The organism is Pectobacterium atrosepticum, from assembly GCF_000740965.1.
GTDB classification, from domain to species: Bacteria; Pseudomonadota; Gammaproteobacteria; order Enterobacterales; family Enterobacteriaceae; genus Pectobacterium; species Pectobacterium atrosepticum.
On sequence record NZ_CP009125.1, the window covers coordinates 4708744 to 4729953 of the forward strand.

At 53.6% G+C, this 21210-nt stretch carries 17 protein-coding genes; 9 read left to right on the forward strand and 8 right to left on the reverse strand.

Annotated features, from left to right (window positions below; genetic code table 11):
• Window positions 1-8 precede the first annotated feature (8 nt).
• Complete coding sequence (locus GZ59_RS20930; RefSeq protein ID WP_011095764.1) at window positions 9-872, reverse strand: energy transducer TonB; 864 nt, start codon at window positions 870-872, stop codon at window positions 9-11.
• Between the two features lie 438 nt (window positions 873-1310).
• Here GZ59_RS20930 and GZ59_RS20935 point away from each other — a divergent pair, with 438 nt between their 5' ends.
• The 4 genes from GZ59_RS20935 (at window position 1311) to GZ59_RS20950 (ending at window position 8197) form a co-directional block, all read left to right on the forward strand.
• Window positions 1311-2318, forward strand: a complete 1008-nt coding sequence (locus GZ59_RS20935; RefSeq protein ID WP_011095765.1) for an ABC transporter substrate-binding protein — start codon at window positions 1311-1313, stop codon at window positions 2316-2318.
• Between the two features lie 86 nt (window positions 2319-2404).
• The gene (locus GZ59_RS20940) at window positions 2405-4690 is read left to right on the forward strand and encodes a TonB-dependent receptor (protein WP_011095766.1); all 2286 of its coding nucleotides are present in this window, start codon (window positions 2405-2407) and stop codon (window positions 4688-4690) included.
• A 4-nt stretch (window positions 4691-4694) separates the two neighbouring features.
• Window positions 4695-7469 carry an exo-rhamnogalacturonan lyase family protein gene (locus GZ59_RS20945; RefSeq protein WP_039294196.1) on the forward strand — a complete coding sequence of 925 codons (2775 nt, stop codon included), beginning with the start codon at window positions 4695-4697 and terminating at the stop codon, window positions 7467-7469.
• 35 nt (window positions 7470-7504) lie between these two features.
• Window positions 7505-8197: a DUF6250 domain-containing protein gene (locus GZ59_RS20950; protein ID WP_011095768.1), complete on the forward strand. Its 693-nt coding sequence runs from the start codon at window positions 7505-7507 to the stop codon at window positions 8195-8197.
• On the opposite strand, the gene GZ59_RS20955 is transcribed toward GZ59_RS20950, so the two are convergent.
• From GZ59_RS20955 to GZ59_RS20985, 7 genes are all read right to left on the reverse strand, one after another.
• Window positions 8184-9113: a LysR family transcriptional regulator gene (locus GZ59_RS20955; protein ID WP_011095769.1), complete on the reverse strand. Its 930-nt coding sequence runs from the start codon at window positions 9111-9113 to the stop codon at window positions 8184-8186. The two genes, GZ59_RS20950 and GZ59_RS20955, sit on opposite strands and share 14 nt — an antisense overlap.
• 520 nt (window positions 9114-9633) lie before the next feature.
• Complete coding sequence (gene pfkA, locus GZ59_RS20960; protein WP_011095771.1) at window positions 9634-10596, reverse strand: 6-phosphofructokinase; 963 nt, start codon at window positions 10594-10596, stop codon at window positions 9634-9636.
• Window positions 10597-10803: 207 nt separating this feature from the next.
• Window positions 10804-11706 carry a CDF family cation-efflux transporter FieF gene (fieF, locus tag GZ59_RS20965; RefSeq protein WP_011095772.1) on the reverse strand — a complete coding sequence of 301 codons (903 nt, stop codon included), beginning with the start codon at window positions 11704-11706 and terminating at the stop codon, window positions 10804-10806.
• A 43-nt stretch (window positions 11707-11749) separates the two neighbouring features.
• A complete protein-coding gene (locus GZ59_RS20970) occupies window positions 11750-12937 on the reverse strand; it encodes a sugar transporter (RefSeq protein WP_011095773.1) in 1188 nt (395 codons plus the stop codon).
• Window positions 12938-13392: 455 nt separating this feature from the next.
• Window positions 13393-14253, reverse strand: a complete 861-nt coding sequence (locus GZ59_RS20975) for a DUF2971 domain-containing protein (RefSeq protein ID WP_039294203.1) — start codon at window positions 14251-14253, stop codon at window positions 13393-13395.
• Between the two features lie 72 nt (window positions 14254-14325).
• Window positions 14326-14568, reverse strand: a complete 243-nt coding sequence (locus tag GZ59_RS20980) for an Ogr/Delta-like zinc finger protein (RefSeq protein WP_039294206.1) — start codon at window positions 14566-14568, stop codon at window positions 14326-14328.
• A gap of 50 nt (window positions 14569-14618) precedes the next feature.
• On the reverse strand, window positions 14619-15752 hold the full coding sequence (locus GZ59_RS20985; RefSeq protein WP_080718616.1) for a phage late control D family protein: 1134 nt from the start codon (window positions 15750-15752) through the stop codon (window positions 14619-14621).
• 156 nt (window positions 15753-15908) lie between these two features.
• Between GZ59_RS20985 and GZ59_RS20990 the strand changes: the two genes are divergently transcribed.
• From GZ59_RS20990 to GZ59_RS21005, 5 genes are all read left to right on the forward strand, one after another.
• Window positions 15909-17102 (forward strand): phage tail sheath protein, encoded by a 1194-nt coding sequence (locus GZ59_RS20990; RefSeq protein WP_039294208.1) that lies wholly within the window; start codon window positions 15909-15911, stop codon window positions 17100-17102.
• 10 nt (window positions 17103-17112) lie between these two features.
• On the forward strand, window positions 17113-17628 hold the full coding sequence (locus GZ59_RS20995) for a phage major tail tube protein (RefSeq protein WP_039294210.1): 516 nt from the start codon (window positions 17113-17115) through the stop codon (window positions 17626-17628).
• A gap of 15 nt (window positions 17629-17643) precedes the next feature.
• Window positions 17644-17955, forward strand: coding sequence for a phage tail assembly protein (locus GZ59_RS21000; protein ID WP_039294213.1), 312 nt, complete (start codon window positions 17644-17646; stop codon window positions 17953-17955).
• An 83-nt stretch (window positions 17956-18038) separates the two neighbouring features.
• Window positions 18039-18104: a GpE family phage tail protein gene (locus GZ59_RS24105; RefSeq protein ID WP_228925434.1), complete on the forward strand. Its 66-nt coding sequence runs from the start codon at window positions 18039-18041 to the stop codon at window positions 18102-18104.
• Window positions 18101-21202 (forward strand): phage tail tape measure protein, encoded by a 3102-nt coding sequence (locus GZ59_RS21005; RefSeq protein WP_051918071.1) that lies wholly within the window; start codon window positions 18101-18103, stop codon window positions 21200-21202. The genes GZ59_RS24105 and GZ59_RS21005 overlap by 4 nt, the downstream gene beginning before the upstream one ends.
• Window positions 21203-21210 lie beyond the last annotated feature (8 nt).

The following is a 21210-nucleotide window of genomic DNA, read 5'->3' on the forward strand; positions in this document are numbered from 1 at the left end:
CCAATACCTCATGAGTTCAGCGAAAAATCGACAGGTACAACGACCCAGCCGCTAACCGGCTGACTGCCGCGACGCGCCGGAACAAAAGACCAGCGCAGCACTGTATCTCTGGCGGCCTCATCAAGTGACGGATAGCCGCTTGATTGATGAATACGAATGGTTTGCACCTTGCCGTCGGCACGTACCTGCACGTTCAACAGTACGGTGCCTTCATAACCACGGCTAATCGCTACGTCGGGATAAGACGGTGCGGGATTATGCAGGTAGTCAGCATTAGCGAGCGGCGGCGTCAACGGCGCATCAACGGGCAGTGCTACAGCCTTTTGTGCTACCGGAGCGGGCGTTATCGGTGCCGATGCCGATGCGGTTTCCTTCTGTGGTTGCGGCGTCGGTTTAGGCGCGGTAGTGCTCTTTTTCACCGGCGTCTTTTTCGGTACAGGCTCAGGCTTTTTCTCTGGCACTTTTTTTTCCGGCTCTGGCGGCAACAGCGCGTTGTCATCCACCGGCTTGTCCACAGGAGGTGGAGCGAGTTCCGGCGGAGGCGTCACCACTTCAGGCTCCAAAGGTTCAGCAGGCTGGGCTTGTTGCACTGGCTCTGCCACCATAGACACCAACTCAACGCTGACAGGTTGTGGCCGCGCAGGCACCGTCACCGGCGGTGTCGATGTACTGTTGAGTAACGCCAGCACCGCCGCATGCAATAGCAACGTCGCTATTACGGCCAGCCAGCGCTCCGGCCGGGATGAGCGCGTCGTATTCAGATGCGATAATCGCTGCTGCACCGAACCATTTACCCGGCTAGCATGCGGTGTTGGTTCCGGTGAATAAGGACGGGGTATCGGCGCGGCTCCCGCATAGAGTAATTCCGTCATGATGGGTTGCTCCTGACAATATATCTTTATCGCTCTATTTCGCGTTGCAGGTGTTTATGTCGCCTGAAATAGCGTTTTGATAATCGATTCTTCCCGACTATTTAATAAAGTCAACGTATGTATCTGCATATCGATATTCATTTCATTCTTTATTTCTTTAATAAGACGATAGCGTTAATAATCGACACTCAGACTAAAGGTAAAAATTGCCGTCAGGCTAATGCATAGTTGGAATAGTTTTTTTTCGTTCGTTGCATATCGATGAAATAGATGATGAATGCTGACTTAGCTATTTACTAAAAATAATAATGCTTTTTTTGTATTAGTCAGTTTATTGCCAAGCCTTTAAATGTGGTGCTGCACACGATATGACGCCGTTCGAAACAGGCGCAATAACATAATTTCTATTCATCGATTTCATTACTGGCGGGTAAAATAATGACGACATCAGGACGAAAATGGTTAGTGACTAGCTTATTGGCAATGGGGATGGCCTGGTCAGGTATCGCATCAGCAATCACTGAAATTCGTATTGCCGCGCCAGACATTGGTGCGGGCACAAAACCCAGCGGCGGCGGCCTGCTCGACGTCATCCACAGCCAGAAGCTGCTAGAGCGCGAATTTAGCAAAGATGGAATCAGCGTGCGTTGGACGTTCATCAAAGGCGCCGGCCCCGTCATTAACGAAGCGTTTGGCAACCATCAGGTTGACGTGGCCTATCTGGGCGATTTAGCCAGCATTATCGGCCGTTCACGCGGTCTGGATACCCGTGTGATCGCCGTGGCATCACGCGGCATCAATCACTATCTGGCGGTGGCGAAAGGCTCCGGCATTGAGAAAATTGCCGACCTGAAAGGTAAACGCATCGGGATCTTTCGTGGAACAGCGGGTGAACTTTCCTTCGTCAGCGCGCTTGATTCGCAAGGCCTGAAGCCCTCTGACGTTAAGCTGATCAATCTCGATTTCGCGGCGGCCAGCGCAGCGTTAGCTGCCGGACAGATTGATGCCACCTGGGGCGGCAGCAATACGCTTTCACTACGGGATAAAGGGCTGGCAGACATTCCACTATCCAGCCGCGATTTGAACGGTGCGGGTCAACTCAGCGGCTTCCTGTTAGTCGATGAGAAATTTGCCAAAGGCAACGAGGATATTCTGCGGCGCTTAGTCAAGGTTCAGCGAGAAGCGGCAAACTGGGCTAGCGACAATAAAAATAAAGATGAATTTATTCAACTCTTAGCTACCCAATCGGGCTACCCGGAAAATATATTACGCGTCGAATGGGATACATTACCGCCATTAACGGAGCGTCTTTCGCCCGAATTGGATCCTGCCTTCGTAGAAAAATTAAAACGTGCCGTCACGTTGGCCTATGAATCGCGTCTTATTCGACAACCTTTTGATGTCGATAAATGGCTGGATGATTCTTATCTAAAAGCAACGCAGTAATTTATTTCCCCAAAAAAATTATAACCCGCGTATTGCCGTGAAATTCACGGCAATTGGCAGCCTATTGACGACATTCGGAAGAAGCTATGTATTTTAAAAAACACCAGCAGTATTTAAAAAAACACCAACGCAAAATAACGTCGGGCATTTTAATGAGCTGCGTCTTAACGCTTCCCGCTATAGCGCGAGCAGCCGATCCGCAAATCACAACGAATAACTCATCACAGCGGATCCCCCCCGGCACCGAGGCAACAACCACCGCCCCCGTCCAGTTGAAACGCGTGAAAGTAAACGCTCAGCGTGCGACTGTTCAACCGCCAACCACACTGGCATCAGTGATCGACGGCAAAACGCTCGAAGAAGAGCGGATATACCGCTTTGAAGATCTGTCACAGCTCGTGACGGGGCTGGATGTCGATACCGTCGATGTGATGGATACCACAGTGACTATCCGTGGGATTGGCGACGGCGGTGAGAGCGGCACCAACATCGGTATGCCGGGCAGCGTGGGGCTGTTTGTCGATGGCGTCTACTTGTCCCGCCCCGGCGTTATCTCTAACGATTTGCTGGATATCGACAGCACCCGAGTGTTGAAAGGCCCGCAGGGTGCCGCCTACGGCTTTAATACCACCGGCGGCGCGATTGATATTCGCACCCGCAAACCGACCTTCACACCCGAATATTCATTGGAACAATCATTCGGACAGCGTGGCTATCTGCAATCCAAACTGATGGCATCCGGGCCACTCAGCGACCACTGGGCAGGCCGCATTAACCTGTCACGTACCGAACGCGGTGGAAACGTCACGAATATCGAAAACGGCCATAAGCTCGGGGGCAGCACCAATAACGGCGTGCGCGGCCAACTGCTTTATCAGCCGAATGACAGCTTTAGCCTCAGAATCACCGGCGACTACAGCGATGCCACCCAGCGTCCCGTTTCAGTTCTGGTGAGTGCAACCGACGCATTCCGCACCCGCGCACAACAGACTGGCCTCAAGGTCGTCGGCGGTCGTCAGGTCGCCATGGATGACGAGAACGTCATTCGTGTCGCACAAGGCGGCGGTTCGGTAGAGGCCAACTGGAGACTGCAGAGCGGTTATAGCGTCAACTCCCTCTCCTCACTGCGCTATTTCCGCGTATTGCCCAGCACGGCGGATAACTGGAATATCCCGCTCTATAACGATAGCGGTGCCAATGTACGCGATCGCGTCTGGTCGCAAAGCTTTTGGCTGGATTCGCCCAAAGGCAATAAGGTTGATTATTCACTGGGCGTCGATTACTGGGGAGAGAACCTCGATACCGAGGCAAACAGTCGCTACTACAACGACAATCGCGTGCGGACGTGGGTAGGGAATGGCTATCAGGGCATTAACGTTCAGCGCTTTGGTACGTTAGATGACACCGTCTATTCCGCGTATGGCCGCGGAACCTGGCACGCAGCCGATAAGCTGGACGTCATTGTAGGTCTGCGGCAGACCTACGAGAAAAAAGAGGGAACGTTTATCCGCAGGAACCGCGCGACCTTTGACTCTGGGCCACTCTCACAAACCAACCACCTGCCTTCGGGTTCCATCAGCCTGAACTGGTTTGCGGCACCCAACGTCACCCCTTACCTAACGCTGGGCTACGGGGAAAAATCCGGCGGCCTGAACGTGTCATCCGGGGCCGCAAGACAACTGGGGATCGACTCGCTGTACGTCGATCCAGAGAAAACCCGCTCGGCGGAGCTGGGGGTCAAAACCCACTGGCTACAGCGCAAAGTGGAATGGAATACCGCGCTGTTCTGGAGCGTCGTCGAAGATTTCCAGAATAACGCCTATGACGAAGAAACGGATACCAGCTACCTGATTAACGCAGGGAAATTCCGCTCACGCGGCGGGGAATCTCAGTTGACGCTGCGCCCGCTTGACGGCCTAAGCATCAGTCTGGCTGGTACGCTGTTGGATACCAGTTACCTGAACTTCCCCAACGCCCGCTGCCCGGCAGAAATCTCCGCCGTCTCGTGCGATATGTCAGGAAAACGCGTCTTCAAATCACCCACGCTGAGCTACAACACACGCGTGCGTTATCAATGGGATACGCCAAATAACCTACAAGCCTCGGTTTCCGGTCAATGGTCATGGCGGAGCTGGGCCTACGGTACGCTCGATGATTCCGAGAGCAACCGTATTCCGGCCTATGGCGTCCTGAACCTGTCTAGTGGCCTGAGCGGCAAACAAGGCGATAACCGCTGGAACGTGTCGCTGTGGGTAAAAAACGCGTTGGATAAAGACTACTACCGCTCCGTCAGAGGCTCCAGTGCAACAACGGGTGTGATTGGCGAACCGCGCATGGTCGGAATATCGGTCGGTTACGACTTCAAGGGCTAATGTCATGAACAAGATGGCTTACTCACGCCGACGCTTCCTGCGCGACAGCACGCTGCTGGCGCTGTCGGCACCGTTCTGGAAACCTGCGATCGCCGCACCTCTCGCTACGGCCTCCAACCGTGCAGGCGACACCGTACCGCAGGTGAGCCTGCGCTGGCTAGACGGACAGGTGCCTCGCGCCTTCAGTGGCGTCACCTGGGGCGTACCCTGGCCGCAGGGGACAGTGCGCAGCGATAGCGACTTCCAGTTACACGGCACCCAGCAGCAGGTTTACGACCTGCAAAGCTGGCCGTTGGCACGTTGGCCGGACGGCTCGATTAAATGGTCGGCACATGCTCTGAGCGGCGTCACGCCGCCGGCAGACAAACTCCTTCTGCGGCCGACAGCCAAAGCGGGCGTACCATCGGGTGTCGGAATGGTCAGCGAAAACGATCACGGCTGGACCGTCGATACCGGCCATATTCGCTGCGTAATTCCACGTTCGGGCTCCCGTCTGATCGAAGAAGTCTGGCGAGATGAGCGGCTGGCGTTAACCAACGGCAGACTGGTGTTGCGCATGCAGCGAGGGGCGGAGACGGGCAGTACGCTGACGCAGGACACGTATCAGGGCGTGATCGACACGGTCACGGTGGAGCAAAGCGGGCCACAACGTACGGTGATTGCGCTACGCGGCACGCATCACACACAGCAGCAGGGGGTTACGCGCATCCCCTTTGTTATCCGGCTGTATAACTATGCGAATACCGACTCGCTGCGCGTGGTACACACCCTGATCTATGACAACGATGACGATCGGCTCAGCCTGAAAGGACTTGGGCTGGCGTTCGACATTCCACTACAGGGGGAACTGCACGATCGGCACGTCCGCTTCGTCTCGGATCAGGGCGGGCTCTTTCGTGAAGCGGTACGCGGCCTAAGCGGGCTACGTCGCGATCCCGGTACAGCCGTTATCGCAGCACAGCTGGCCGGGCAAGCCACGCCGCCAATAGCAGATTTTTCACCGGAAGTCGGCAAACGGCTGGATTACATCCCTGCGTTTGGCAGCTACCGCCTGACTCAGCATCATCCCGATGGTTTTCAGATCCACAAACGCACTGCGGCCGGACAGGGTTGGCTACTCTCCGCCACGGGCGAGCGGGCGGCAGGCGTCGGCTATCTCGGCACGCCGAAAGGCGGCGTGGCGTTCGGCCTGCGCAATTTCTGGCAGAGTTACCCCGCCTGTCTGGAAATCGACAATGCCCACACCGACGTGGCGACCGTCACGCTGTGGCTGTGGTCACCGTGGGCAGAGCCGATGGATATGCGCTTTTATCATGACGGCTTGGGTCAGGATACCCATGACAAACAGCGCGAAGGACTGGCGATCACCTATGAAGATTACGAGCCGGGCTTCGGCTCGGCAGTCGGCGTAGCACGCACCAGCGAACTGTTTATCGATATTCTGCCCGCGACGCCCGACGCGGAAAATCTGGTGAATCGAGCACGACGTATGCAGCAACCGCCGCTGCTGGTGGCAGATGCACAGGATTTGTACCGCGCACAAGCGTTTGGATCGATGTGGGCCCCCGCCTCTGCCGCAACACCGGCCCGAGCCAGTCTGGAGAAGCAGTTGGGGGCGTACTTTGACGCCTACCAGCAGGAGGTCGAGCAGCGAAAATGGTATGGCTTCTGGGATTTCGGTGACGTCATGCATACCTATGACAGTGACCGTCACGTCTGGCGTTATGACGTGGGCGGCTATGCGTGGGATAACTCGGAGCTGAGTACCGATCTGTGGCTCTGGTATGACTTCCTGCACAGCGGACGCGCCGAGGTGTTTCGTATGGCGGAAGCCATGACACGCCACACCGGTGAGGTCGACGTGCACCATCTGGGACGCTTTAGTCCGTTAGGATCCCGGCACAATGTGCGCCACTGGGGCGACAGCGCCAAACAGTTGCGTATTTCTACCGTCGCCAATCGCCGTTTTCTCTACTACCTCACCGCCGATGAACGCATCGGTGAATTGATGGATGAACAAGTTGAGGCGCTGCGCACGCTAAGCGCGGTGCTGCCCGGCCGCAAAATCGGCCAGACGCATCCCGATAACCCAAACCATATCAGTCTGGGTTTCGGCACCGACTGGGGTGCTGTCGCTGCCGCGTGGCTCACCGCCTGGGAACGCCACGGCGATCCAACGATGCGCGAACGCTTGCTCAACAGTATGCAGACGCTGGCCGCTCAGCCGCACGGTTTTTTCACTGGCAACGCCGCCATCGATCCCGATACCGGCAGATTTCTTTCCGCGCCAGCGGATCAGGTGGAAATCTCACACCTCAGCGCCGTATTTGGTCTGACAGAAATCTGTAGCGAACTGATTGAAGTGCTGCCCGATCCCGCCTTTAGACGCGCGTGGCTCGACTACTGTCGGCTGTATAACGATCCGGTCGCGTTAAGCGCTGCCGTGGGTAAAACGGTGAAAAAGCTCAATCTGGCTCAAGGCCATGCCCGACTGACTGCCTTTGCCGCACGACAACTGAATGACCGCACGCTGGCGCAGCGCGCGTGGGCAGAATTTACCGCAGGCAGCGGCGGCATTGCCAACCCGACGCTCATGCAGCGACGCCTGACGCCACCTGAAGTGCTCTCCCCGATCAACGAGCCGGTGATTGACTCCACCATTGATAAACATTCCGGCAGCACTACGGCAACCAATCTAGCGACCAACGCCGTTGCCCAGTGGGGATTAACCGCCATCGCCCTACTGGCCTTGCTGGATGACATTTCTCCTTCTTCTTAATGCCGTCACCCGACGGTACGTTACAGGACACCATCATGATTGACCCTAGCTGTACTGAAAACACGCTCATCCTCTCGCCGCAGGTAAACGGAACACGTGACATTACAGATTCCCCGCACCGTTCGGCGCTAATCTGGTCCACGGATTCCACCGGTCAGCCGCTACAGTGGCAGGTGGAGCAGGAAGACCCTGACCGCGCGGCGATCCAGACCACGCCAGAGCGTCTGACGTTGGAGAGCGCCGCTGGGCTAACGCTCTGGCTGGATGCCCCGCTATCAGGCACCTATCGCATCGCCTTTACGCGGGAAATTCTGGTCGCGGATCGCCCCTATGACCGCGTGTCAGACCTGAATCAGTTCTGGGCTGCACGCGACCTGCACCACCCGAACCTATTTACCCGGCACGGTAAGCTCAACGAATATGACAGCCTGAACTTGTACTATGTCGGTATGGGCGGTAACTGGAACAGCACCACGCGCTTTCGTTATTACGATGGCCACGGCGAGCGTCTGCTGCTTGGCGAATACACTGACGCCGCACATCTGCTACGCCCTAATCATCGCTATCGCATCGTGATTGAAGTGGATCGGCGGGAAACACGTTTCTGGGTCGATGATGTGCTCTATTTCCACGCGAGCTACCCGAATACGCCTGCTCCGGGTTATTTCGGCTTTAGGACGGTATTTTCACGTCAGGAAATCAGCGAGTTCAGCATTACTCCGCTGTAAGCGACGCTGGCGCGCCGTGCAGGTCACCATCGACCTGCACGAAGGTGTCGATCAGCTTACGCGCCAGCAGAGACAGACGGGCGTCCGCCAGATAAATGATGCCGTAATGGGTATAAAATTCGTCGGTGTTGTCGTCCAAACCCGCAATCTTCAGCATATGAATACCGTGCCGATCGGGCTCGTTGAAATGATTGGTCGTCCCGATAGCATCCGAATGGCGCACTACATCCAGCAGACTGTAGCCATTTTCACACTCAATATTGGTGCGAATATCCAGCTTGCCGCTCAGTTGCACCAGTGCGCGATGCAGGTTGGGTGGGCGGATCGTTGCCGCCAGCGGATAGGAAAAGAATTGCTCAACGGTAATCTCTTCCTGCACCGCTAACGGGTGCCCGCTGCGGCAGCAGAATCCCCAACGATGCTGGCTCAGCGGCTGAACCCGATAGCGGGTATCGAATTCAAAGTTGCGCATATCCGCCACAATGAAATCAAGCTCTTCGGCCATGAGTCGATGCCCTAGCGCCTGCCAATTATCAACGCGAAAGACCATTCGCACCTTGGGATACAGTTGGGAGAAAGCCCCGATCACCTGCGGCATCAGCCAGGCGGCGGGGGCTGGGCCGCAGCCAAAATTCACTTCGCCCGCCTCTTTCTCATTGAACTGCTGAATATCGTTAAACAGATCGTGCGTCTGATTAATCAGGCGACGGGCGTGATCCAGTACTACCAGCCCTTTAGGCGTCGGCTCCAGTTGGTTCATACGGTCAATCAGGCGGGTGCCAACAGTCTGCTCCAGCGACTGAATACTGCGGCTGAAAGCGGATTGAGATAACTTCATCGCCTGTGCCGCCGACGTAAAATTGCGATGCTCAATCAGAGCAATAAAGTGGCGCAGTTGGCGAAGATCGATATTCATGGCAGCAATCAGCGTGTCATCAGGACGGAAGGAATTTGCAGGCTAGCAGGTCTGGTCGTGCAGAAAAAATAATAAAACCGCTGTTTATATTCTTGCTGGTTATATATCTAACACGGCTGACGTGATGGGGAAGCAACGAGGGGGAGAAATACATCTTCGACGCCTAGCGCAGTCTCTTATACGCCAATCCAGATGCATCGCGAATTTTGCCGTTATCCGGCGTAAAAAATTATGCTGAGGAGATAGCTGGCTTAGGATGAGCCGCAGGGACGCGGCGAGAGCTTGCGCCACGTCGGAACGTGTCGCAAGCGGTCCGTTAAGTCAGATACCGACGAAGGCACCGCGTAGCGGCATAATTCACGCCGAAAGCCTGGGGTCACGGGGCGAGCGGCGCTTGAGCCGTCCCGTGTCGGGCGCGTGCTACGAGGTAGCATGAAAATAACGACATTATCGCGCACGAAACCGTCTCAGCATCCGCATAAAAATGGACGAAGAGACAGAAAACATCAACGTTCCTAGGTCAGAACAATTTCTTCGCCGTCTCCAACCAGTCGCCTTTGAAAGGACGCTTCATATTCTCGATGGCGTCCACGATGTCGTGGTGCACCATTTTTTCATTCTGGATACCGACACAGCGACCACCGTAGCCTTGCTGTAGCAGCTCAATCGAATAGGCACCCATACGGGAGGCCAGAATACGATCGTACGCGACCGGCGAACCGCCGCGCTGAATGTGACCGAGTACGGTCGAACGGGTTTCACGTCCCGTCTCTTTCTCAATGTATTTCGCCAGCTCATCGACGTCGCACACCAGCTCGGTGATTGCCACAATCGCGTGCTTTTTACCTTTTTCGATACCCGCTTTAATTTCGCTAACCAGATCTTCCGGGCTAAACGGCACTTCCGGCAGGACGATAAATTCACAGCCGCCAGCAATTGCCGCCGCCAGCGTCAGGTCACCACAGTGGCGTCCCATGACTTCAACAATCGAAATACGCTGGTGGGAAGAGGAGGTATCGCGCAGGCGGTCAATCGCTTCCAGCACGGTTTCCAGCGCGGTAAAGTAGCCGATGGTGTAGTCTGTACCCGCCACGTCGTTATCGATCGTGCCCGGCAAGCCGATACAGGGAAAACCCATTTCCGTCAGACGTTTAGCACCCATGTAGGAACCGTCACCGCCGATAACCACCAACGCATCCAGACCGCGTCTCTGCATGTTTTCTACGCAGACCTGACGCACCGCTTCATCACGGAACTGTGGGAAGCGTGCGGAACCAAGGAACGTACCGCCGCGGTTAATTACATCCGATACGCTGTAGCGATCCAACTGCTCCATGCGATCTTCGTACAAGCCCTGATAGCCATCATAAATGCCGTAGATTTCCAGCCCTTCCGACAGTGCAGCACGAACCACACCTCGAATTGCCGCATTCATACCTGGTGCATCGCCACCGCTCGTCAACACTCCGATTCTTCTAATCATGACAACCTCTGGACTTGTAGATGTAATTTTGCAGGATTCTTCTATCGTAAATTCACCGCCGCCGTTACGCAGGCAGCAACGCCTTATTCTTTTATTAGCATATTATAACAAACACCCGAAGCTGAATTGATTCAGGTCAGGCTAAATTGTGCATAAATTTTCATGGCCTATCACGTTTTTAACATAAAATGCTGAAAATACCGTCAACTACGCCGTCAGCCTGCCACGTTGATTTTCCGGCACGGCGGAAACCGGATCCTGATGGATAATAATATCGGCACCCGGAAACTGTTTACGTAATGCCTGTTCCAGATCGTCGGCGATTTGATGCGCCTCAGCCAGCGGCAGGGCGTCATCCATTTCCAAATGCAGTTGGATAAAGCGCGTCGGCCCAGAACGTCGGGTGCGCAACGCATGTGCACCGCGAATACCCGGCCAGTTCACGATCACCTCAGCAATGGCGCGATGTTCTTCATCCGGCAGTGCGCGATCCAGCAGCGACTGCACGGCGTCGTAACCCATACGCAATGCGCTATATAAAATATAGACGCCAATACCCAACGCAAACAGGGAATCGGCGCGAGTAATGCCTTTCCAACTGAGTGCCAACGCCACCAGAATGGCACCGTTCATCAACAGGTCGGACTGATAATGCAGCATATCCGCCCGTACCGCCTGACTGTGTGTGTGCTTGACCACCCAGCGTTGGAACGACACCAGCAGCAGCGTAGCCACCAGCGCAATGAGCGTCACCCACATGCCGACTTCCGGCGCGTGCAGCGTCTGTGGCTCCAGCGAATGTTGTAGACCCGTCAGGATCAGGAACAGCGCCGAACCGGAAATAAACATGCTCTGCGCCAGCGCGGCCAGCGATTCCGCCTTACCGTGGCCGAACGCATGCTCAGTATCCGCCGGCTGCAACGAATAGCGCACCACCAGCAGGTTCACCAGCGATGCGGCGATATCCACCAGCGAATCAACCAGCGATGCCAGCAGGCTGACCGAACCGGTATGCCACCAGGCAAACACTTTCATCACAAACAGCACCAGCGCAACGGCCGTTGCGCTCACCGCCGCCAGCGTCACCAGACGCGCATAGTGTGGATTCATCATGCCCTCACAGAAAACAGATCGTCTGGGTCGCTGCCCGTACTCAGTTCGTTAATGATGTTTTTAGCACATGGGAATAGCGAACAAACGTAAAAATACAGCACACCGTCGCCAGTATCGCCATCGCTGCACCCATGTAGCCGATGTCGGGCAGGCCCAAATGGGTAATAACCTGATTACCGAGTAGCGCGCCGCCGCCGATCCCGATGTTATAGATCCCCGAATAGAGTGCCATCGCTACATCAGTTGCATCCGATGCCAACGTCAATACCTTGACCTGCATGCCCAGACTTAGCGCCATAATGGCGATACCCCAGACGATGCACAGCGTCGACAAGCTCCATCCGCTGAATGACAAAGGTAGCAATAGCAGCAAACACACCGCCAGAAACGCGAACGACACAATCAGGAAGCCGGCAGGATACTTGCTGCTGTAGCGGCTAAACAACATGCTGCCAATGATTCCGGCACCGCCAAAAATCAGTAACAGGATGGTCGTGAAGTTTTCACTCAACAACGCCACTTTCAGGATAAACGGCTCGATGTAACTGTAGGCGGTAAAATGCGCCGTCACGATCATGACCGTCAGGCCGTACACACACAGCAACGCCGGACGCTTAAGCAAGAGAGGTAAACTCTTCAACGAACCGGAATTGCTGCTCGGCAACACAGGCAGGAGCTTCATCAGGCCCACCATAATCACCGCAGCGATCAGGCCAATAAGGACAAACGTCACGCGCCAGCCCAGATACTGCCCGACCACACGCCCCAGCGGTAACCCTAGCACCAGCGCCAGCGCCGTTCCGGTCGCCAGCAGGCTCAACGCCTGTGCTTTTTTATCCGCAGGCGCCAGACGCACCACCAACGATGCCGTAATCGACCAGAACACCGCATGAGACAGCGCCACGCCGATACGGGCCATGATCAGCACCCAATAATTCCAGGCGAGGCCGGACAGCACATTACTGATGGCGAACAGGATAAAGATTTTGATCAGCAGGCTACGTCGTTCCATATCACTGGACAGCAGCATGCAGGGCAGCGACATCAGCCCAACTACCCAGGCATAAATCGTGATGATCAGCCCAACCTGCGCAGCGCTCATGGAAAAACTGGCAGCGATGTCTGACAGTAACGCAACAGGGGCAAATTCAGCGGTGTTAAAAATGAATGCCGCCAGAGAAAGGCTGACGACGCGTAACCAGGCGGTCGAACGGGGAGAACGGGTCATGGTATTGATATCAAAAGTTAAAATAAAAGAATGCGCCGCCCACTGTCATGGCAGAGGCTAACGCGGTGAAGCAATGGTACAGGGAAAGTATGTCATCGCCATGTAATGGCGAGCGGCCAACGGTGTTTCTGCGTGCTTTTATGAGGATGTCGCCAAAAGCCTGAAGACAGGTCAGGGAACATTCATGAGCATCATTTTTGATGCTCATATTCTACGCGTTACCACTCCCTTACGCTGTCTTTTTTCGTGCCGAATTTTAGATAAAAAAAAGCCCTCCATCATGGAGGGCGAAAAGACAGGGATGGTGTAGACATCATTTCCGTAACACATAGAAATAAAAGGATTTATTTCTCACAATGTCCACACATTGACCACATCGAAACAAAAACCCCGCGTTTGGTTGCGGGGTTTTTCATAAGCTAGTGACAGGGTAGACTTACATGCGTCTGTATATATTATTTTTTATTATAATAGGAGTGTTTTATATTTATTCCTGATCTGCAAACTTGCACATCTAAGGAAAATTTTTTGCATATTGAACGGACAAGGCCGAGAAACCAGTCAGGAGCCGTCGACGATACTCTGATCTCTTGTACTAATTCTTGAAGATTGACGCCAATACGTGTGCCTGACGCCTTTCGTTCTTCATAAATATTTGATGTTGGGTCATACCCTATGATTCTTACTTCATTCTCATAAGAGTAAAAATCTGTTTTATGCATATATTGAGCAAGCGGATGTTCTTGTTTAAAGTGTTCATCTTCATAAATAAGATATTTCACCTTAGCAATTAAAATTTTATACTCTTTATTTTTAATTATACTTCTTTTTATATTCCCAACATCAGTAATGACGCAAACAGCAAAATCATCCTCTCCATAAATTTTCCACATTGCCATGCTTTCTTTTTCATTACTATGCCAACAGCATACATCAATAAAATCTTTAATTCTTTCATGAAGTTCTTGATGACTAAAATCCTTTTTTTCAATATCTCCGAAAACAGTATGATACGGCTCTTCTTCAACATGCTTCATTACATCAGCACTGATTTTATTTCTTTCTTCTCTTTCTTCAAGCGTTTGCTTATTAACAGTAGGCAATAGATTGTTAACAACATTGTCAAGTATAGCGGCAGATCCATCACTCAACATTTCATCAATAACAGTAAATCCACCTTCCAGCTCATCCTCGAATAAAGATGTTTTACATAAAAAAATCTCTCGATTATCAAGCAGCGAAATAAATTTCGCAAAGTTCATATATCTTTGTAATCTTACCGAATCATCTAAATCACCAATAATATCAACATTCATGTTTTTATACCTTTTTTGATATAACTAAAAGCTCGCGATATATCACTATCGCGAGCTTTTCTTTCATCTGATTTAAACCCCCAGATCCAGCTGATTCTCCCCGCAGTGGCTGCGGGGAAACACGTTGGGCGGGACGCGGGCGCCTGGTGCAGGGCGGGTTTCGTTTAGTGGTTCGTCGATGTGCGTCATGCTGGTGAAGCAGTAACCGCACATCATGTTTTGGCACTGGTGATAGCTACGTCGAACCAATGGGCTGAGTTCTACGCTGGTACGTGTTTTTGCAGTTGCGCGGCACTTTGGACATTTGATCGCCATGACAACCCCTCAAACTGTTGGTGTTACTGGTATTATACACAGACGTTGCATTAATCATCATTATCGTCTGCTGCCCAGTTCGTTATTTTCACTTCAAATTCCAGCGAGGTAGTAAATCCCGATTGGTTGATATCATGTACACAGCGCGTAATTATCCAGTCGGCATTATCGATAACCGTTTTAAACCCAGACATACGGGCGTGTAATTCGGGATATAAATCGGCACGACCTCGCGCTAACGTCATACTGAATTCTGCTGCCCCGCGTTGTAACTTCGACCATTTAGCCGCGGCGGCGCGTTTTGCAGCTTGCTCGGTTTTAAATGTCGAGCGCATGACATAAACATTACCTTCCGTACCCTCCAGATAATTCCCCTCTTTACTGCTGGATGCAGGTGCTTTCTTTTTAGTGGGCGTACTGGTTTTACGTTTATTTTTTACCTTTGTGGTCTTGGTTTTACCAAAATTCAGATCCAGCCAGTACGCTGTAACACCGGTATAGGCGTCACGATCAGCAACACGGAAACTGTGGCTGTCTCCGCTGCTGCGGGTAATGGTGATGGCCGGTAACGGCTTGCCACTTTGTGATACCGCCTGCCCTGGAACAATGAACAGCAACATACCGTTTTTTATCGTGGCGATTGCCCCAACCATTTCTGCCATGCGAGTAAGGAAGCTGATATCTGATTCATTGGTCTGATCAGCATGGTCAAGTTCCAGCTTAGCCAGCCGTTCTGTCACGCCTGCTTTCAACCCGTAGCGGCTAGCGATGGCAGATACCAAAAATCCGACGGTAACATTGTGCCAACTGTATTCACGCTTAACGTTGAATGTCTCTCTGAAATCGGCACTGCGGGCGCTAATTGTTAGCTGATCCGGCGGGCCACGATGCGCAATTTCATCAACCGTAAATGTCCCCTTGCTGATTAGCGGCCCATTAGCCCAGCCTAGCGCCACTGTGACCTTTGCGCCACGCTCCGGCAGGGCTAATTTTCCGTCTGCATCATCCAGCACCAATTCCAGTGAATCCGCTTCAAAGCCTCGGTTATCTGTCAGCGATAACGACATCAGCCGATCATTCAGCTCCGTAACCTGCTTATCGCCGACCCTCACCATAAACGCCGGACGGGGTGAATACTCGTCCAACCGCCCAGAAATAACCCCTACCGTGTCCATGATTGACATTGTTACCCCCTGATCTCTGACTGAATACTCGCGTTACGCGCGCGTAGGAACAATCAGCGCTCGTTGTCACGTTTCTAAGACACAGCAAACGCCGTGCGCAGCCCACGAAATCCCGCAATCATGAAGCCGGACATTTGACGCATTGAGGCAACAAACATGGCGACTAATTATCATCACGGTGTGACCGTCCGAGAAACCACGGATCTCAGCACCATCATTAACGATATCGACTCGGCAGTGATCGGCGTGGTGTGCACTGCCGATGATGCCGACGCTGATACGTTCCCGTTAAACGAACCCGTATTGTTAACCCGCGTTGCCAGCGTGTTAGGCAAGGCAGGAAAAACCGGTACGTTACACACGACGCTGAAATGCATTTCCGATCAAGCCAGTCCTCAAACGGTGGTGATCCGCGTGGCAGATGCGGCGAATGCGCAGGCGGAAGGCAATGAACCTAAACCGACGCAAGATCAGTTAGTGATCGGCGGTTCCGATGCCAACGGGCGCTATACGGGGCTGTATGCGCTGCTGTCGGCAGAGGCACGAATTGGTGTTCGCCCGCGCGTACTGGCTGTACCGGAACTGGATACCCAAGCCGTTGCCGCGCAACTGGCCGTCATGGCTGAAAAGCTAAACGCGTTCGCTTATGTCAGCGCGCATGACTGCGCGACCATCGCGGCGGCAAAAACGTACCGTGAAAACTTCTCCCAGCGCGAACTTATGGTGATCTGGCCTGATTTTATCGCCTATGACACGGCCAAAGGGGAAAGCGTTACCGTACCCGCGCCAGCGTTTGCGGTTGGTCTACGTGCCAAAATTGATGCGGAAACCGGCTGGCACAAGGTGTTATCCAACGTTGCGGTAAACGGCGTGCTAGGTCTGAGCAAGGATGTGTATTTCACGCTACAGGGAACCGATACCGACGCCGACGAGCTGAACAGCAACGGTATCACTACGCTGATTAAGCAAAACGGCTTTCGCTTTTGGGGATCGCGCACTTGTGATCGTGAAACCTACCTTTTTGAAAGCTACACCCGTACGGCGCAAATCCTCGCAGACACCATCGCAGAAGCGCATTTCTTCTACATCGATAAGCCGCTTACGCCCTCACTGGCAAAGGATATTGTGGACGGCATCAACCGCAAGTTAACGGCGCTGGTCACCGCTGGCCGTCTGCTGGGTGCGAATTGTTGGTATGACAAAGAAACCAACACCGGCGAAACGCTACGCACTGGAAAATTAACCATCAAGTACAACTACACACCCGTTCCGCCATTAGAGCATTTGGATCTGGTGCAGGAGTTTACTGACGAATACTTCGCGACGTTTGCCAACACGTTCAGCGGGTAAGGGGTAAATCATGTCTCTGCCAAAAAAACTTAAATACTTCAATCTGTTTATCGACGGTGACAACTATTTCGGCCAGGTGCCGGAAGTGACACCGCCCAAACTCACGCGCAAGACAGAAGACTATCAGGCGGGCGGCATGCCTGGCTTTGTCGCGATTGACTTCGGTTTTGATGCGGGCGCGCTGGATATGGAAATCACGCTCGGCGGGCTGGATGCCAACTTGCTGAAAAAATGGGGTGTCGCCACAGCTGACGGTATGCAAACGCGCTTTGCAGGTTCGTATCAGGATGAAACCACAGGCGAAGCCGTGCCGTGTGAAATCCAGACGCGCGGCCGGTTTACCGATCTTGACCCAGGCTCTGCCAAAGTGGGTGAAGATACGGCACATAAATACACGCTGAAAAATACCTACTTCAAGCTGACGATCAGCGGTGAAGAGGTCATGGAAGTGGATGTGCTGAACATGATTTATAAAGTGGCCGGTGTCGATATGCTGGAAAAACACCGCGCTAACGTTGGGCTATAACAGGAAATTTTTATCATGACCGAGAAACAAAATAACATCGTCATTCTGCAAAACCCGATTACGCGTAAAGGCGGTGACGTGAAAAAAGTCACGATCACCGGTGCACTGAAACAGGCCGGATCGCTGCGTGGGTTGAAAGTCTACGATGTGATGACGTCCGATGTTGACAGCCTGCTGACGTTGCTCCCGCGCATCACCAGTCCGGCGCTGACGAAAGAAGAACTGACCACGATGGACACCTGGGACTTTTGCCAGCTATCCAACGCGGTGGCCACTTTTTTGCAACCCTCTTCCCCAGCGAACGAGACGGACGCGGTAACGGCGTAATTCAGTGCCCGTTTAACTGTGTTGAAGAGGTGATGGCCGACATCGCAGCAATTTTCCATTGGTTGCCGTCGGCGATGGATGCCATGCCAGTAGATGAATTACTGGCATGGCGCAGCCGAGCGGCCGTTAGAAGCGGAAACTCGGAATGACAGATCGCAATCTCAATATTCGCGTGGCGTTCAGCGCGATCAATAATATGGCTCGGCCCGTCAGTGCTGCACGCAGCGGCACGGCGGCGCTGGCCGATCAAATCAGAGCAACACAAAACACCCTCAACGGACTAGGACGGCAGGCCAGCAGCTTTGACCGACTGAGCGCCGCATCCGCTAAAACAACCCGCGAACTGGAACAAGCGAAAGCCAAAGCCGCTGCGATGCGCGCCGAATTTGGCGCAGCCAGTACACGAACGGATGAACAAAACGCGGCACTGAAGCGGCAGCGTGAGCTTATCCGGCAATTATCAACCGCTCAGACAAACGAAACCGAACAGCTAAAGCAATTACGGACAGAGCTGGCACGGCATGGCGTGATACTGGATCGCAGTCGCCGAGCGACAGACCAGATTAGCGATCAAACTGCGCGCTATAACCGCCAGTTAGCGGAACAGCAACGGCGACTGGCGGCAGTGACACAGGCGCGCACGCGCTACGATCGGATGCAGCAGACGGCAAGCAACCTGCGCAGCACAGGCACAATGGCGATCGGTGCGAGCGCTGCCGGTGCCTATGTCGGCGCTCGAATGATGGCACCCAGCCTGCAATCAGATAAAAGCGGCGCAGTGATTGCTGCGCAAAATGCTGAAGCCTCATCAATGGGTACGCAGTATTCACGCATGATTAAAGGCATCAATAGCGACGGGGTGAGTGATGACCTTGCCCATATCGCAAACACCCTGTCTGCGGTGCGTAGCTCACTGGGCGCATTGGGGGAAGTAGGCAGTGCTGAGTTAGACAGGATCACGCGCAAGGCGTTGGATATGCAATCCGTGCTCGGCGGTGATACGGCTGAGCATATCCAGATTGCTGCCATTATGATGAAAAATGGCCTTGCAGCCAGCAGCGACGAGGCATTTGATTTGATGGCAGCGGGAATGCAGCGCGTGTCATCACAAATGCGGGGCGAACTGCCCGAAATACTGCATGAGTATTCGACGCATTTCAGGAATATGGGCTACAGCGGATCAGAAGCTATGACGCTGCTGGTCAATATGGCGCAGCAGGGGAAATTTGCGCTGGATAAGACCGGCGATGCCGTCAAAGAGTTCTCAATCCGTGGCTCTGACCTGTCCAAGGCCAGCGTAGCGGCGTATGACACCATCGGCTTGAATGCGAAACGTGTCGCGTCGGCCATCGCCAGTGGCGGCGCACAGGCGCGTAACGCGATGCAGAAAACCGCGCAGGGGCTATTGAAGATTAAAGACCCCGCCGAGCGAGCAAATGCGGCTATTGCCTTATTTGGCACGCCAATAGAAGACCTGTCTATCGATCAGATCCCTAACTTTCTGTCAGCACTGGCAAATACCACAGACCAGTTTAGCAATGTCAGCGGAACAGCGGATCGCATGGGCAGCACGCTACGCGATAACCTGTCGGGGGATATCGACAAGCTGGGTGGCGCACTGAGTGGGTTACGTTTTGCCATCTTTGAAAATGACTCTGGCGTTTTGCGCAAACTGGCTCAGGGCGCGACGGCGTTAGTGAATAGCGTCCGCGAGTGGGTAACGGCTAACCCTGAGTTGGCTCAAACGCTGCTCGTTGTTGTTGGCGGTGCACTGGCGCTCACCGCAGCCATCGGCACCGTCTCTCTTGCGACTGGCATATTGATGGGGCCATTTTCCAAACTGCAACTTGGCCTATCCCTGTTAAGCGGTGGTAAGGGTATTGGCACCGTTACAAGTATGTTCAGCAGGCTTAGTGGCGTTATGACCGGTAGCCTGTCCAGCACCCGCGCGTGGGGTGGCATCCTTACCAGTATACGCAGTGGCATCGGTGGAATCGGTGGTATTGCCCAGAGCGCTGGCCGTTCCTTGCTGATGGCATTCACTCAGCCAGGCGCTGCGTTATCTGCGCTGGGGAATGGCGTGCGGATGCTGGCGACATCGGGATTTTCGGCACTGAGCGGATCAGGGATGGCGGTATTTAACATTCTACGTACTGGCCTCATGTTGTTGTTGAGTCCCATCGGGTTAATCGGCGTAGCAATCATTGCTGCTGGTGTGTTGATTTACAAATACTGGGAGCCGATCAAGGCGTTTTTCAGCGGCTACTTTAGCGGTCTGGTTGCTGGCCTTGAACCGGTTAAGCAATCCTTCTCAGCACTATCACCTATTTTTGACGGGATCGGGCGGGCGATTAGTGGCGTATGGGATTGGTTCACCAAACTGTTTGAACCGGTCAATGCCTCATCTGAATCACTGAAACAGTGCACGGACGCTGGGCGGGTATTCGGTGAAGTGGTCGGGGTGGCGATTGGCGGCGTAGTGACGGTTATTTTGAAAGTGGCCGAAGGGATTGGCTGGATACTGGAAAAGCTAGGTGTTATCCCTGAAGCCGCAAACGCCGCCGTCTCAGCATCAAATGCCATGAACGGGGCGATCCCACAAAAAGGTGATGAGCCTAAAAAGCCTGTTATGTATGTGTGGGATAAGAAACAAAAGAAAATGGTGGCGCAGGAGTGGAAGCCACAGCCCCCCAAAGAAGCCGATGCGGTTATTAAAACCGGTGAAGCAGCAAAACAGCCGGCGGGTGAAAGCAATACCCCTAAACCCAAAGGTGCATTGCAGGATTTGACTGGCAGCAACCCAACGACAGCAAAAACAGGCAGCAAGGCAACCACAGAAGAGAAAAAAGATCCCAACAAGCTGGGAGATATCGTTTTTAAAAATGTACCGCCCGCCGTCATGCTGGCGAACGGCTACCGTGAATCACAGGTTATGCCTGCACAGCCCAAAATCCCATTACTGGAACGCGTGAAGCAAACCGCCGGCCTGCTGGCCGCTTCCGTCCTGCCGTTCACTGTGCAACCCGTTGGGGCAGACGTTCCGGCCATCAATTCACCTGCAGCACAGATGAGAACGGCGATGTCTGCCGGTATGGCCAACACAGACAAATATGAAATCAATATCACGATTCAGGATGCACGCAGCCTGGATGAAGACAAACTCGTCGCCAGATTGCGACGGGAAATTGATGACATTGAACGCCGCAAGCAGAGTCGCCAGCGCTCACAACTGACCGATCACGTATAGGGTTTTTA